The sequence below is a fragment of the Luteolibacter pohnpeiensis genome (genome assembly GCF_016595435.1).
Taxonomy (GTDB): Bacteria; Verrucomicrobiota; Verrucomicrobiia; order Verrucomicrobiales; family Akkermansiaceae; genus Luteolibacter; species Luteolibacter pohnpeiensis.
The window spans coordinates 59,307-74,197 of record NZ_JAENIJ010000020.1 but is presented as its reverse complement, the minus strand read 5'-3'; the positions used below and the strand labels follow the sequence as shown (position 1 = coordinate 74,197).

The window sequence follows — 14,891 nt, the reverse complement described above, 5'->3', positions numbered from 1 at the left end:
TCGAATACATTCAGTTGGAAGTTACACCTCGCTGCCCTTGGACCGCTCCAGCAACTCCCCCAAACTCACACCTCGCTCGTCCTTCCACATCGCCGGGCCGGAACTTGGATAACCGGAAACAATCGCCGCCGCCGCACTGGGTGAGGTAAACAAAGCATCCGAGGTAAAAACATAATTCCCATCCGGCTCCAGCTTCATCACCCCTTGCTCGATCAATTCCTCCCGCTGCAAGGCATAACCTTTCCCCAAAGTCTCCGTCACCTTTCCCGACGCCCGCGAGCCAGCAAGAATCACAAACCCCTCATCGCTCTGCATCGCCTGAGCCTTGAGATCCTGCTTCTGCTTTTGGATATAGAATTGTGCCACTGGAACCGCCCCCGTGCTCCGCACCTTGGCTCGTTCCAAAAAATGAAAGCCCGCCGTTTGCGCCACCAGCTTGAGGTTTTCGAGAAATTCCAACATCGTCGCCAGTTCTGCCTTTGATAGCGCCTTGGTGATGGGTGCCGTCGAATTCGTCAGCTTGATGCGCTTCGCATAGGTCGCCAGCTCGATCAAGGCGCTCTCCAGCCAGAGCACGTGAGACTTGGTGAGATTATCATCCTTGCTCGAAAACAAAAGCAGCTCCGTCACATCAAACCCCAAAGTCGCAGGATGCCCCTGCACCCGTTTGGCGACGTTTTCGCTCTCCCCGATGTAGGCGCAATGGTGCCCCTCCTGGGATTCCCCGCGCACCAAGTAAACGCCCGGCCGCTCAAACTCCGGCCACTCTCCGGATACCAAATCCTTGATGCGACTCACCGGCATCAACACCGCCTGCCCGGTCCAGTTCACCAATTCATAATAGCGCGGCCCCGAGGCCGATCCGTCAGGCAAAAAGAGCCGGAGTTGTTTCCCGTGATTCATGGATTGAATTGCGTTCGCTTGTTTCTACTTCGTCCACTCGTCCGCCAAGGCTTCACCTTCACCGAGCGCCAAACCGCCCTTAAGGATAAATCTCCGCAACAAATCCGTGGCTTTGATATTCACTCGATGGGGCGGCATTGACTTGCCTGCCACTGCCTCGAAATAAGCTTTTGCCTTTTGTTTATCGACCGTTTCCCGGAGATCATCGAAGCGACCATACTCATTTAAATTCGCATCCGTGACGTGGGAGTTCATCAAGGCGAGCAGCTTCTTCTCATCAACGCCGAGATGCGTGACGATGGTTCTCACTTCCGCCGCTTTTACCCGGGCCTGGTAGTCGGTCAGATATTCCCGAAAGCTTTTATCGGGATCAAGCTGCACATCCCCACGCTGAATGTCCCGCAATAGAATCTCAGCGAGCTTTTGCTCTTCCTGCGAGAGCGTGGAGAACGTTCGCTGCAATTCGATTAGAGTATTTTCACGAGCCTCCTCATCGCCTCCACTCTGCAAGACTTTGAGGTATTTCTTGAATCGTGAATTCATGTAATCCGTATCAATCTTGCCAGTATCGATCTCCGTGATGTGGCTATCGATCTCAAACGGCATCGACTCATCACCCCCACCTGCGCTGCTGCCCAGCTCTTTGTAGCGTTGCAGGAGCGTGATATACTGCTGCCGCGTAATCGCCAGTTCAACGGAGCGCACCTGCGGTTCCTCAAACTCGTAAACGGCCTGCTCCCAATCAAAACCTTGGATCTTCGCCGCTTCCAGAATGCAGCTAAATTCCTGGAACTGCCTCGCAAACGCCGCTCGCTCCGTGACATCGTCTGGCAACTTTCTAAAGTCCTCTACCCCTGCGGTGGAAAAGATGTTCGTGATCTCCACAAATGCAGCATTCATGCGCTCCAGGTTCTCTGGCAGCCGGTCCACAAACAGGCCGATCGGTTTATCGCCGGAATACAGTTTCACTGCAGCTGCGATATTCCGTTTCATGGTATGCGGCTTGCGATAGTAGCGGATCGTGCCAAACGGTTTATCTGGACCAAAGAGACGGTTCGTCCGGGAGAAGGCCTGAATGACATTTTCATAGGTCAGCACCTTATCGAGATAAAGCGTGTTTACCCACTTCGAGTCAAACCCCGTCAGCATCTGATCGACTACAATCAACAGATCGAGCTGCTTCTCCCGCTCCATCTCGATGCGGGTGTAGGGGCGCTTGTGCGCTAACCGGGCTGCAATGTCTTTCTTGAAAAGACTGTGACTCCCGAGGTCAAACCTTTGCCCATATCTCGCATTGTAGTCCTCCAGAACCTCGACCAATCCTTCGGATTTAAAAGCCGTGCGCTCGTCGTCATCGTCATCATTGTCCAGATGCGGGTCGAACAGCGCTGTGACCTTCAGTTCGGGGAACTCAGACTTCAACAACCGATAGTAAAGGATCGCCTCGACGATGCTGTGGGTGCCGAAGATGGCGTGAAACTTGTTATCCTGGCTCAAGGTTGTCCAATTCCGGGCAATGTCCTGAACGACTGCATTCTGGTGCTCGCTGCGGCGGTATTGGCTATTGAGAAGATAGTCCTCAATGCCTTTCTGATACACGCCCCTGTCATCCCGGCTCCCCGCCATCGGCACTTCCTGCATGTAGCGGTTGAAAATCTTTTTGCGATCCGGATCTGCCAAGGCTTCCTGAGGCGTGCTCGCTCTAGCCCGATCCAGTGCCACTGCCTGGCGCAGATCGCGGTCACGGTAGGTCAGCACCTGATAGGGATCGAAGCCCAGCACGTTCTTGTCCCGGATGCCGTCCGCGATGCTGTATCGGTGCAGCTCATCGCCGAACACATCGGTCGTTGCATTGTCCTTCTTCTCGTTTTCTTCGTGAATCGGCGTCCCGCTGAAACCAAAAAGAATCGCGCCTTTGAAGCTCTTCTTAATGTCGCCGAGCATGTCGCCAAAGGTTGAGCGATGGCATTCATCGACGATGAAGACGATGCGTTTGGCCCGGATCTTGAGCAGATCATCACCTTTCATGCCATCCTCCTCATCCTTCAGTCGGCTCATCTTCTGGATCGACGTCACGATCAAGGTATCCGCCGGGGCATTGCTCTTGAGCTTCTTCACCAGCACTCCGGTGTGTTCCGTGGCCTGCACCTCATTGCTATCACCGGCAAAGTTCCGGTAGGCCTGCAGCGTCTGGGTTCCCAGCTCGATGCGATCAAGCAGGAACACCACCTTATCCGCATCCTTGGAATTCGCGATGAGCTGGGCGGACTTGAAACTCGTCATCGTCTTGCCCGATCCAGTGGTGTGCCAGATGTATCCCCCAAGGCGGCTCGGGTTTTTCCAATCCGTCTTTGCCACCTTATCGGAGATGGCATGCGCGGCGTAGTATTGATAACTCCGCATCACCTTGAGCACGCCGTCAGACTCATCTGCCACCGTATAGGAGCCGATCAGCTGATGCGCCGTCGGAATCGAAAGCAGACTGGAGGTGAAGATTTTCCAGTCCTTGATGGGTTCATTGTTAAAGTCTGCCCATTGAAAGGCGTAGTCATGGTTAAATACTCCATCCGGTCCCGGATTGGCAAAGTAGCGCGCCTCGGTCGGCGTCATGGCCACGAAGATCTGAATGAGCGAAAACAGCCTGCTGAAAATCCCCTCGCGGGCGTAGGTCTGGATCTGGTTGTAAGCTTGGCTCACGGGAACCCCGCTCTTCTTCAGCTCGATGTGGATGACGGGCATGCCATTGATGAGCAGGATAAGGTCTCCCCGCCGATCATTGAGCAATTGCCCGCCACGGGCGTATCGTGGCTGCTGCACGATCTGATAGCGGCTCTGCCCGGCGGCGATCTCGTGACGATCGAAGATTTTAAGACTCACCTCCTTGCCGCAGTGCAGCTTATCCTTCGGGTTGTCACGGGTGATGGCGACCGTCTTGCCATTGATGAAGCCATTGAGCCGCAGGGGCGTGCGGAGCGCGGTGATCTGCTCCAGGATCTGCTGCATCTCCGTGTCCGTCAGCGGCACTTCATTTAGCCGGTCCTTGCCGGGATTGTTCTCAAAGAGGATTTTTCGCCAGTTCTCCAGCAGGTCCGCCTCGGTTGGGTTCTTCAGCACGGGCAGTTCGCCCCAACCGCGCTGGCGCAGCTCGTGGATCACGGCAGCTTCAAAGTCGGATTCTTTGGCAAAGGTGGTCATGGGTGATGGGCGCGGCGCTTAGACAAACATTCTCTCCAGGCAGGCGGATTTGAGCTGCTTGAGCTTTCGAAGCTGAATGGCGTGTTTGGAAATCAGCTCGTCCAGCGTGCGGAAGTAGCGGCCGATTTTTTGTTGTTCGGCTGGGCTTGGTGAGACCACCCCGATCTCGTTGATCGCAACTTTCGAGAGGCTTGGAACTCCCGTTGCCTCATTCTTTTTCTTCCAGTCCATTCCTTGAAAGATACAAAACACGAAATCGAGATCGTTTCCAAATCTCGGGATTGCATAGAATAACGTATCTACCGTCCAAAATGGGGCCTTCAAAATATAGGGCTTATCGATCGTTCCTTTTCGTCCAATTCCAATTGCATCACTGATAGATGAAAGCGCCTCGTTCACACTGAGCATGTATCCTCCCGTTCCGTAAACTGGTATGTTCCCCGCCGAGAGATGTTTGTAATCACGTCCACTACCGAGATCAATGATCTCCCCCAACTTCTTCTCCTCCCACTCCCCCTCGAAGCCTTTGAAGCGGATTTCGGGGGTGGTGGTGCCGGGTTGGGGGAACATCTTTTGGAGCATCGCTTTTTTCAGCGTCACCAGCTTGTCATGCTTCCGCTGTTGCAGCCCAATCAGCCGATCCACCTCCCGGAAATACCCGCCGATTTGGGTTTGTTCGGCTGTAACTTTCGAGACTGTAATCGGAGTGGCTTTTGCCTGCTCAACGGTGTAGTGCGCAATCGTGCCGATATGACTGATGCTTTGAAGGTGTTTCCGGAAGGGCTGAGCACCCAGATACGTGTGTAGGTAGTGACTATCTATTGAGCCGCGCACTTTGAACCAGAGAAGGTCGGCGTCTTTAAAATACAGCGGATCGTCGTTCTCGACCAGATAAGGCACTCCAATCGAGCCGCCGCCAGTGACCAAGACGTCGCCCGCTTTAATACGACCAACTTTCGCGGAGAGCTTTTCATAAAGGTCGTGAGAGATGAACGCTTTTGCATTCTTCTCGCCTTTGAACGCCGAAACCACATCGCTTGAACGGAAGAATGGCACGCCCGATTGAGTCCACTCATGCTTGTGAACACGCGCCGCCGAGGTAATCGGAAACAGTCCCTCAAGTGACACCTCGTCCCACTCCCCCTCGAACCCCTTGAAGCGGATCCTCGGCACCTTGCTGTTGCATTCCTTTCCCATTCAGTTCCCCGCTAGTAAGGTTTTCAACTCGGCGAGGCCTTTGAGGTCGAACTCATTGCCATCCAGTTCCTCGATCATGCCCGCCAGCGCGGTTTCTGCCTGCTGAATCTCGCGGGCGTTGTCGGCGTAGGTGATCCGATACTTTTCCGCGAGGGCTTCCAGCTTTCCAATGAGCATCTCAATCCGCTGTCCGGGCAGGCAATGCAGCGCTTCGCTAAACGGCGCGATCCATTTGCGTTCGAGGAGCTCGAGCACCTGTTCGTCACTCAGGCCTTTGATGATGTCTTTGGTCTGCAGGTGAAGGGCGGCGGCATCCTTTTTGATCGCAGCCTTGAGGGTTTTCTCTTCGGCCAGCCATGCGGCGACTTGAATGATTTTCGCCTCGTAAGATTCGGAATCGAACTTGCCGGACTTCTTCGCCTCGGCCTGCAGTGTTTTCGCTTCCCTGGCCACTGCGGCGGCGGCGAACTTGTCGCCCTCGTCGTTAACGGTGTCATTGGTCTTTTCCTCTTCGCTGAAGCTCTCGAGCGTTTCCTCGATGGAGGCAGCAATTTCGCTGAGACGGGTTTGCTTTTCACGGAGTGCTTCCAGGCCGGCCTGATGATGGACCTGCTGGACTAGATCAAAGGGCAGGATGCGGCCTTTCCAGCCATCCTGCACCTCGGCCTTCACGCCCTTGCTCGTTTTCTCCACTAGAATCGGCTCCACCACGCGGCAGGCATCGAAGCCCTCGGTCTGGATGATTTCCAGATCAATGGCGATGGGTTGCCAGTGATCATCGAGGATTTGGTATGCCTCGTATCGGTCGATGAGCGGCAGCGGCTCCAGCCGGGCAAATAGCGCCTCGCTAAGCACCGCCTCCTGCCGGGGAATCATGAGCGTAAGCATCGGCTTCAGCAACGCACCGCGCAACCAGGGCGTAAAATCAGCCAGGGCAGCGGCGAAACGATCCACGAAAGCCCGCACCTCAGTGTGGTCGCGGGTGGCGGTAGCGAGGTCAGGCACCTGTGGCTCCACGTAAGGCGTGCCATTGTCAGTAAAAAGGGCGGAGCGCAATCCGGGGAAGGCATCCCAAAATTCCCGCAGTGAATCCAGCTCGCTCACCGGGATGCCGCCGAACATGGAAGCATAGAGGTCCCAGCTTTCCGCAGGCTCGGAGGAATCCACGTAGCGAGGGATATTGAGATTGTAGTCATTTTCCTGCACCTCGGTCTTGGGGACGAGGCGGCTGTAGCCCGGCACGGTGGCCCGGGCGGTCACGGTGTCCGCGATCTTTTTGATATCGGAGGCGCGGAGCTTGTTGTTTTTTCCTTCCTTGGCGAAGCCCTTGGAGGCGTCCACGATCAGGACATCGCTCGCCGCGCGCCGCTGGCGGAGCACGAGGATGATGGTGGGGATGCCGGTGCCGAAGAAGATATTCGGCGGCAGGCCGATGATGGTCTCGAGGTGGTCGTTCTCGATCAGGTTTTTCCGAATCTCGCCCTCTTCACCTCCCCGGAACAGCACGCCGTGCGGCAGGACGATGGCCATGATGCCGTTCGGCTTCAGGTGGTAAAGATCGTGCAGGAGAAAGGCGTAGTCAGCCTTTGACTTGGGCGCGAGGCCGAAGCGGGAGAAACGGGCGTCGTTTTCCTTGTGCTCGGGGTCCCACTTCTGGGAGTAAGGGGGATTCGAAACAACCGCGTCGAGGTAAAGCGGGTTGTAGGTATTGACGGGGTCCCTGTCATCGAAGAACGGCCAGTCATCCTCCAGCGTATCGGCATTTCGCGTGACGATGTTTGTGGGGAGGATGCCGCGCATGACGAGGTTCATGCGGGTGAGGTTGTAGGTGTTCTCCTTTAGCTCCTGAGCGTAGTATTTGACGTTGTCCTGATTCGCCATGTGCTTGGCGATGGAGCGGCCGATATTCAGCAGCAGCGAGCCGGAGCCACTGGTGGAATCGTAAATCTCGATGGTATCGCGGTCGTGCAGGTGGTGCGCGATGATCTCCGACATGAGCACGGAAACCTCGTGCGGGGTGTAGAACTCGCCCGCCTTTTTGCCAGCATTGGCGGCAAACATGCCGATGAGATACTCGTAAATGAAGCCGAGCACGTCATAACCTTGCCGACCATCCATGGGGATGTCCTTGATGAGCTGGATGAGATCGCTGATGGCCTTGGTCTGCCGTGCGGCGGTATCGCCCAGCTTGCTCAGGCCAGTTTCCAGGGTTTTGAAAATGCCCTCGAAGAGCCGCTTGTGGTTCGGATGGATGAGGCGGCTGAAGGCGGACAAAGCATCGCGGACGTGGGAGACGTCGAAATCCCCTTTATTTTCGATCCAAGTGGAAAAGAGGTGCGGGTAAGCAATGAAGTAACCGATCTGGCTTTTGATGTGCTCGACGATCTCGGGATCGTCCTCCGAAAGATCGTGCAGATTTTGATCAGTGAAGTCTTCGCTCTTCGCAAAGCGGACCAATTTGTCAGAGAGGTATTTGTAGAAAATAAAGCCGAGGATGTAGTCTTTGTATTCGTTGGCTTCGATTTTCGACCGCATCTGATTGGCCGATTCCCAGATCTTGGAGGCGAGTTGTTGTTTATTCAAGGTGTTGGCAAGGCAGCGTGTGATCTCCGATATTCGCGCTAGGAACAGGCGATGGCAGTTTGGTTTTTGCTGCATGAGCAGCAGGAGGCGTTGCTTTTGATGGCAATGCCGGGATTTCTATCTCAGAAAACAGTTTTTTCGGCACGCACTTTATCCATCGAGCGAGGGAGTTTGTGTTGTTCGCGGCGGACTTTGTCTTGTTCGCGGAGGAAGGCTTGGGAGGAGGAATCGGGCATCTTGCAAAGATTGTTCTAATCGGCAGAGAGGCAACGGGAAGCCAAAAAGGCGCTAGGGTGGAAATAAGGGATTGGTGGCGTGAATGGATAGGGGTTTGGCCGGGGTGGATTGCGATGAAGGGCGATGCATGAAGGATGGTGGCGGGAGGGAAATCATCCGATGATGTCGCCCTCTTCAGGGCTCGGTTTTTTGGGGATGCTCCAACCCAGGGTGATACCCTGGGCTATCCCATATTGCCCCGTTGGGGCATTCGTGACCCAATCGCCATTTCCACCCGCAATTACCGACACAAGCCATATACCCCCCAGCAAAAGCAAGCGATGCATCACCCAAATCGGTCCACAGGCGCATACCATATCTGCCCCGACGCAACCATCCGATGCATCACCCAAATCGGCCACCGACGTATGCCATATCCGCCCCGACGGGGCAAAATGAGATAGCCCAAGGTGCAACCTTGGGAACATCAATGTTCGAGATATTGAGCCCTGGAAGGGCGACATCCAATCGGCCCGCATTTCCATCCGACGATCCACACCCCGGCCGCAATCCCGCCCCTTCAGGGCTCGGTTTATTTGGAATGCCCCAACCCAGGGTGATACCCTGGGCTATCCCATATTGCCCCGTTGGGGCGGCGGGCGTGTTTGAGAGTGGCTGCGGCGTCTCGCCGCAGGTCGTGACTGGGGCGTCCCGCCACAGCATGCCCCCCTTCCCGGCTCAAATGCCGGTGACGATTTCGTTCTTTAGCTTGTTCGTCGCAGGCTTTGCCTTGTTCGCGGCGGACCTTGCCTTGTTCGCGGCGGACTTTGTCTTGTTCGCGGCGGACTTTGTCTTGTTCGCGGCGGACCTTGTCTTGTTCGCGACGGACTTTGCCTTGTTCGTGGCGGACCTTGCCTTGTTCGCGGCGGACTTTGTCTTGTTCCCGGCGGACTTTGTCTTGTTCCCGGCGGACTTTGTCTTGTTCCCGGCGGACTTTGTCTTGTTCGTGGCGGACTTTGCCTTGTTCGCGACGGACTTTGCCTAGTTTTCGACGTGCTTTAGCTTCTACAGATCGGATTTGGGAAGATGCAGGGGGGGGATTCGGATGGAGCGAAAGGCGGAATTCAATCGGAACGCTGAGGTCATTTTCACTGCTAAATCATGGGGCGATTCCGGGAAATCATTTCAAAAATCGACGCATCTCAGCGCAAGGTTTGAAAATATTTTTAAATTTTTCACTGCGCAAATCTTGCTTAGATTTGCGAATTTTAAAATCCCTAAGTATTTGATGATGAATGATGTTCATTTATCATTAGGGCAAGCGACCGAATTCATTAAATTTGTTAGATCCATTGTCATGATTCATTTTTAGTTGCCGGGATACAATTTTTTAGATTAATGACTAATCCATAGCCAAGTAATTGAAAAAATTCCCAGTCATTTGGCTACACCAACCAATAATTCATGATTAGAAATGAGCACCACAAAACTAAGAGTATCGCAGAAATTCGCATCGGGTAGTGCGGAGGATTTAGTCACATTAGCACGAACGGTATCTGCCAAGTTGTATTCGGATGTGGATTACATCAGCCCTCCATTTCCCAAGGACACGCTGGATGTGGAAATCGCTGGGCTGGAGGAGGCCATGGAGCTGCAGGCGAGCAGCGGCCCTGCCGGGACGGCATTGAAGAATGAACGCCAGGCGTATTTGGTATCGCTGCTGCAGGAGCTGGCGCTCTACGTGCAGGTGGCATCGAAAAACAACCTTTCGATGTTGCTGGACAGTGGGTTCCAGGCAATGAGCCGTAACCGCAGCATGGTTCCATTAGCCACGCCATTGTTGCAACGGATCAAGCAAGGGATGTCTGGAGAAACGGAGGTGACGGTGAAGCCGGTGGCCACGGCAAAGTGCTACCAGGTGGACATCGCCCCGGTATCGAATGAGGGGGTATTGGGTGAGTTTTCCCAAGTCGCGATCCAGTCGAGTTCCCGTAATATTTTAGTAACAGGATTAACGCCGGGTAATGTGTATGCGTATCGAATTCGGGCCATTGGTGGCAGCACCGGATTTTCTGATTGGAGCAATATTACCACGCATCGTTCTCTATAGTTATTTTGATTTTGAATTCGAATCTATTCATCGCACGATGGAGATCTATCGAGGTTTTCATCGTGCGATTTTTTATTATCTGGGATGTTGTGGATGAAATTTGATCCCGGAAATAGGTTGGATGAGATTGAATTTTCGTAAGGTTTTGAGGATAGTTATTTCCGAAATTTGAAGAGGTTCCCGTGCGAGGTGGGGCATGCGGGAATGGGTGTGGAAAGGGTTTTAGCGGCAGATGTCGCCCCTTCAGGGCTCGTTTTTTTGGGGTGCCCCCAACCCAGGGTGATACCCTGGGCTATCTCATTTTTGCCCCGTTGGGGCATTCGTCACCCAATCGCCGTTCCCACCCGCAATTACCGACGCAGCCATATACCCCCCAGCAAAACCATACGATGCATCACCCAAATCGGCCCCCGGCGCATGCCATATCTGCCCCAACGGGGCAAAATGAGATAGCCCAAGGTGCAACCTTGGGAACATCAATGTTCGAAATATTGAGCCCTGAAGGGGCGACATCCAATTGGTCCGCATTTCCCCCGACGATCCCACACCCCGGCCGCAATCCCGCCCCTTCAGGGCGGATCTATTTTTCCACATCTTACCCAGGGTGATACCCTGGGCTATCGGATTTTGCCCCGTTGGGGCATTCGTGTTCTGCCTCATATAAACCACCCTGGGCTATCTCATTTTGCCCCGTTGGGGCGTGTGGTGTTCATCTTCCCAAACCAACCTGGGCTATCCCATTTTGCCCCGTTGGGGCGTGTCATGTTTAACACCACGACGCGAATCGTTCGTGCAAACCCGATGGGGCGGCGGGTGTGTTTGAGAGTGGCTGGGGCGTCCCGCCACAGCATGCTCCCCTGCCCGGCTCAGATGCCGGTGACGATTTCGCAGTTGGGCATTTCTTTTTTGAGACGCTCAATGGTCTCCGGGGTGACCTTGGTGTGCCAAAGGTAGAGGTGCTTGAGATTGGGCAATGATTTGAGCTTTTCCACGCCGGCATCGGTGACCTCGGTGCCGTAGAGATTGACGGATTCGAGGGTTTGCAAGCCTGCCAGGGTATCGAGCGAGGCGTCGCCGATCTGGGTCTGGGACAGGCGCAGGGTGCGGAGGTTTTTGGCATCGCCAAGTTTCTCGACGCTTTGATCGGTGATTTGGGTGGAGGCGAGATCGAGCGAGGTCAGCTCGGGAAGCACGGGGCTGAGTTTGCCGAATTGGGCATCGTCAAATCCATCGCGGATGGACACGGCGGTGAAGACCAGGTTGCTGGAATCCGCAGCTTCGTAGGTGAGCGCGCCGGAGAGTTCCTTGGAAATGCCAGCGACTTTTTGCTTCAGCTCCTCGTTGATGGGGGCGGCGGCGGTGGCTTTGATGAGGCTGCCGGCGACCTCGTCCAGGGACTTGCGCACGGCGTCCGGGACTTCCAGGTCCTTGACCTTTTTGGCGGGGTCCGCGCCGCTGTCGATCCACCATTTCAGCACGGCGAGTTCATCCACGGAGATGTCCGGCTTGCCTTCCGGTGGCATGTGCTCATCGTCGTCTTTTTCCAGCTCAATGCGGAAGACGAGATTGCTGTCGTGGGCGTTGCCGGGCTCGATCCCATCACCTTCCTTGCCGCCCTTGAGGATCATGTCGTAGGTGTCCAGACGGAGCCGGCCTTTGGACTTTTCCGCCTTGTGGCACTGGACGCACTTGTTATCGAGAATGGGGGCGATGACATCGGTGTAGACGACGAGATCATCGACGGATGCCACCTTAGCAGCTGGGGTGGATTTTGCCGCTGGCACTTCTTCGCCGAGCAGTTTTTTGAGAAATGGTGGCGCGTATTGGGTGAGGTAGGTGCTGCCGTGGGTCATGGAGGCGCCATCGTGGCTGGCGAAGGCCATGAGCCCGGAACTGCCGAAAAGCATGGCGCGGAATGCGAGGGCATTCCCGGAATAGGCTACGGTCCAGGCTTTGACTAAAAAGGTGAGGATGGCGGCGACGCTGAAAGCGAGGCCGAGCCAGAGGTGGCGGGTGGCCGTGGCATTTCCTTCGTAACCGCCGCCCTGGTAGAGCAAAAACCCGGCGACCACGGCGACCACGGCGGTGGCAGCGGCGAAGAACATGGGAAACAGCGGCGTTCCCGGGCCATAGCGCCAGCTGCGGAACATGCCGACGGTTTCCTGAAACAAGATCAGCGCGAAGACTCCGATGGGGAGGTGCAGCAGGACCGGATGGAAGTGGCCAAGGAAGCGGACCCAGTCCGGTGCTTTATCGCCATTCGGATCGCCAACCAGCAAGGGCATGGCGATGAGGCAGGCGATGATGAAGAGGCTGCAGATGGTGATGAACCAAGGTTTTCTGGAGGGCTTGCGGTGGTTTTTTACCATAAAGTTGCTGTCTTGGGAGGCAGTGGGAGATCAGACATCGACCGTTTTGGTCCATGCGAGCTCAGGCCGGTGTGGCATCGGGCCAGGGGTGGCGCGGCGCGGGGCTGATTTAGCACGGCGTTTGCCGAAAAATGGCAGCAGGCCGCGTACGTCGTGGCCGAGGTAGCTCGCCGCTTTCACAAAAATCGTGAGGGCGAAGGCTTCGTCGAGAAATGGAAGTGGGTCTGGCAAAATACCAATCGTGAGGAGGTAGCCGCCAGAGAGCAAAGTCAGGAGCCAAGCTAGTTTACGTCTCATGGCACAGGCTACTACGATTCCGTGTTGCGGCAACTTGCGGATGATTACCGGAAATCCGCTATTCTGCGAGTTTTTCCACCACCACATCCACCTCCAACAAGCACTGACCGGTGCCGAAATACGAGCCGCGGACGGGAGCAACGTCCTCGTAGTCACGGCCTACGGCGATTTTCACGAATCGTTCATCGGCCAGCGTGTTATTGGTGGGGTCAAAGCCGATCCAGCCGACGCCGGTGAGGTAGATTTCACACCAGGCGTGGGATGCCTGCGCGCCGACCAGCGAATCGCGCGGACCATTGTAGATGTATCCGGATGCGTAGCGGGCGGGAATGCCAATGGACCGGCAGAGGCCGATCATGACATGGGCGAAATCCTGGCAAACCCCGCAACGCAGGCGGAACACCTCGTCCAGATGGGTATTCACATCGGTGATGCCCGCTTCGTAGCGGAATTCCTGCCGGATCCAGGCCATGATGGCGGTTGCCTGATCGTAAACCGTTTTCAACCCTGCGGTGAGATCCAGCGCCATGCGCCAGAGTTCCGGGCTTTTGGCAACCCAGCGGCTGTCCTGAAGAAACTGCCAGGTGCGCTCCTTGACTGAGGAGTCGGTGTAATCCGCCATGACCATTTCCCGCCCTGCCGCCGGGATGACCAAGGGCAGGTTGTGGACCTTGATGCGGCTTTCGATCTCCAGCTTCTGGTGAGGCTTTGGCAGCTCGAAGTGGTGGGTGATGTTCTGGAACAGGTCGGTAAATCGCCGCACGCGGGTGGCGGGCAAAATGCGGACCAGAGCGGAAGTGGTATTCTGGAAGGGATAAGTCCGCGGCTCCAGATGCAGGGTGTTCACGCTATCCGTGACCGGGTGCGCGTAATGAAACACCGTCCGGTGCAGCACGGAGAGTTTCGTCCCCAGTTTGGTGGAGCGGTTGCTGGTTTGCGGTGATTCTGGGTAGCCGGTCACTGCTGTTGCTGTTGCTGCTCCATCTGCCACGCGGAAAGAGCGGATGGCGTGGACTTGGCCTCAGCCTGGAATTGCACCCGCTCCGGCATCAACACATAGGTTTCGAAAATCTCCGAGCCGATGTCGTTGAAGCGGCGCTGCAGTTCATCCAGATAGGAATGCAGGCCAGCGTCCAAAATATCGCTGGTGGAGCCGAAGTTCAGCGCGGCGAGCAAGCGCCCGGAAACGCGCTCCGATTCATTGGTGAACACGCCCTGCGGTGAATTCGAAATCCGGTGCAGGCTGGTGTCCACCCGCTCGATGCAGTAGCGGACCGAGCGTGGAAAATTGCGCGAAAAGATCAGGAATTCCAGCACGTTGCGGGCGGAGATCGCCTTGCGTTCCGCGCGGAATGCACCGATGGCGCCGCAGGAACGCAGGATCGCCGTCCAGTGGAGCACGCCAGGAGCGGTGACCTCTCCCCCCTCCTCCGCCGGTGGCAGGTAGTTGGAAATATCCAGGAAGCGGGTGGTCTTATCCGCGCGTTCGAGAAAGCGGCCGAGATCCATGAAATCCCACGCCTCATTGCGCGAAATCGTCGATGCCGCGACGCCGAGGAAAGTCACCGCCGAGCGACGGATGTTTTCGTAGTACTTCGGCGGGTCCAGCTCCAGGAAGCGCGATGCTTCGTCCGACTTGGTAAACAGGTAAAGCGCGTTGATTTCCTCCCACAGCTCGTCCGAAAGCTGATCGCGCACCGTGCGGGCATTTTCGCGAGCGAGGCCGATGCAGGAGGCGATGCTGTTCTGGTTCTTCGCGTCGTCGGTGAGAAACCGGATCACCTGCGTGCTGCCGACATCGTCATAGAGTTGCTCGAAAAGCTCTTCTTCCCCCAGGCTGAGCACGATCGGCATCCAGAAGGCCTTCAGGCGCTGGCTATCCAGACTTTCGAAGTCCAGCAGCAGCTGCTGGTTCACATCGATCAATCGGGCCAAATTATCAGCCCGTTCGACGTAACGGACCATCCAGTAGAGAGTGTTGGCAACGCGGGATAGCATGAAGATACGAGGGGGTTTTTTGA

Annotated in this window: 10 protein-coding genes; 2 read left to right on the top strand and 8 right to left on the bottom strand. The window is 55.7% G+C overall.

The window, feature by feature from the left end; translation table 11 throughout:
* Nucleotides 1-21 precede the first annotated feature (21 nt).
* From JIN85_RS13070 to JIN85_RS13055, 4 genes are read right to left on the bottom strand one after another with little or no spacing between them, the layout of a single operon-like run.
* Nucleotides 22-903 (bottom strand): GIY-YIG nuclease family protein, encoded by an 882-nt coding sequence (locus tag JIN85_RS13070; protein WP_200271426.1) that lies wholly within the window; start codon nt 901-903, stop codon nt 22-24.
* Nucleotides 904-927: 24 nt separating this feature from the next.
* A complete protein-coding gene (locus JIN85_RS13065; RefSeq protein ID WP_200271424.1) occupies nt 928-4,098 on the bottom strand; it encodes a type I restriction endonuclease subunit R in 3,171 nt (1,056 codons plus the stop codon).
* Between the two features lie 18 nt (nt 4,099-4,116).
* Nucleotides 4,117-5,271, bottom strand: coding sequence for a restriction endonuclease subunit S (locus JIN85_RS21965; protein WP_200271422.1), 1,155 nt, complete (start codon nt 5,269-5,271; stop codon nt 4,117-4,119).
* Nucleotides 5,272-5,295: 24 nt separating this feature from the next.
* Nucleotides 5,296-7,878, bottom strand: coding sequence for a type I restriction-modification system subunit M (locus tag JIN85_RS13055; protein WP_200271458.1), 2,583 nt, complete (start codon nt 7,876-7,878; stop codon nt 5,296-5,298).
* Between the two features lie 937 nt (nt 7,879-8,815).
* On the opposite strand from JIN85_RS13055, the gene JIN85_RS13050 reads away from it, so the two are divergent.
* Entirely contained in the window at nt 8,816-9,139 is a 324-nt protein-coding gene (locus tag JIN85_RS13050) for a hypothetical protein (protein WP_200271420.1), read from the top strand.
* Nucleotides 9,140-9,568: 429 nt separating this feature from the next.
* Entirely contained in the window at nt 9,569-10,204 is a 636-nt protein-coding gene (locus JIN85_RS13045; RefSeq protein ID WP_200271418.1) for a fibronectin type III domain-containing protein, read from the top strand.
* An 866-nt stretch (nt 10,205-11,070) separates the two neighbouring features.
* On the opposite strand, the gene JIN85_RS13040 is transcribed toward JIN85_RS13045, so the two are convergent.
* Genes JIN85_RS13040 through JIN85_RS13025 form a run of 4 tightly spaced genes read right to left on the bottom strand, consistent with a single transcriptional unit; the run spans nt 11,071 to nt 14,868 of the window.
* Nucleotides 11,071-12,573, bottom strand: coding sequence for a c-type cytochrome domain-containing protein (locus tag JIN85_RS13040; RefSeq protein WP_200271416.1), 1,503 nt, complete (start codon nt 12,571-12,573; stop codon nt 11,071-11,073).
* A gap of 30 nt (nt 12,574-12,603) precedes the next feature.
* Nucleotides 12,604-12,870 carry a hypothetical protein gene (locus JIN85_RS13035; RefSeq protein WP_200271415.1) on the bottom strand — a complete coding sequence of 89 codons (267 nt, stop codon included), beginning with the start codon at nt 12,868-12,870 and terminating at the stop codon, nt 12,604-12,606.
* A 58-nt stretch (nt 12,871-12,928) separates the two neighbouring features.
* Complete coding sequence (locus JIN85_RS13030) at nt 12,929-13,861, bottom strand: transglutaminase family protein (protein WP_200271413.1); 933 nt, start codon at nt 13,859-13,861, stop codon at nt 12,929-12,931.
* Nucleotides 13,828-14,868, bottom strand: a complete 1,041-nt coding sequence (locus JIN85_RS13025) for an alpha-E domain-containing protein (protein ID WP_200271411.1) — start codon at nt 14,866-14,868, stop codon at nt 13,828-13,830. Before JIN85_RS13025 ends, JIN85_RS13030 begins: the two co-directional genes overlap by 34 nt.
* Nucleotides 14,869-14,891: the final 23 nt, after the last annotated feature.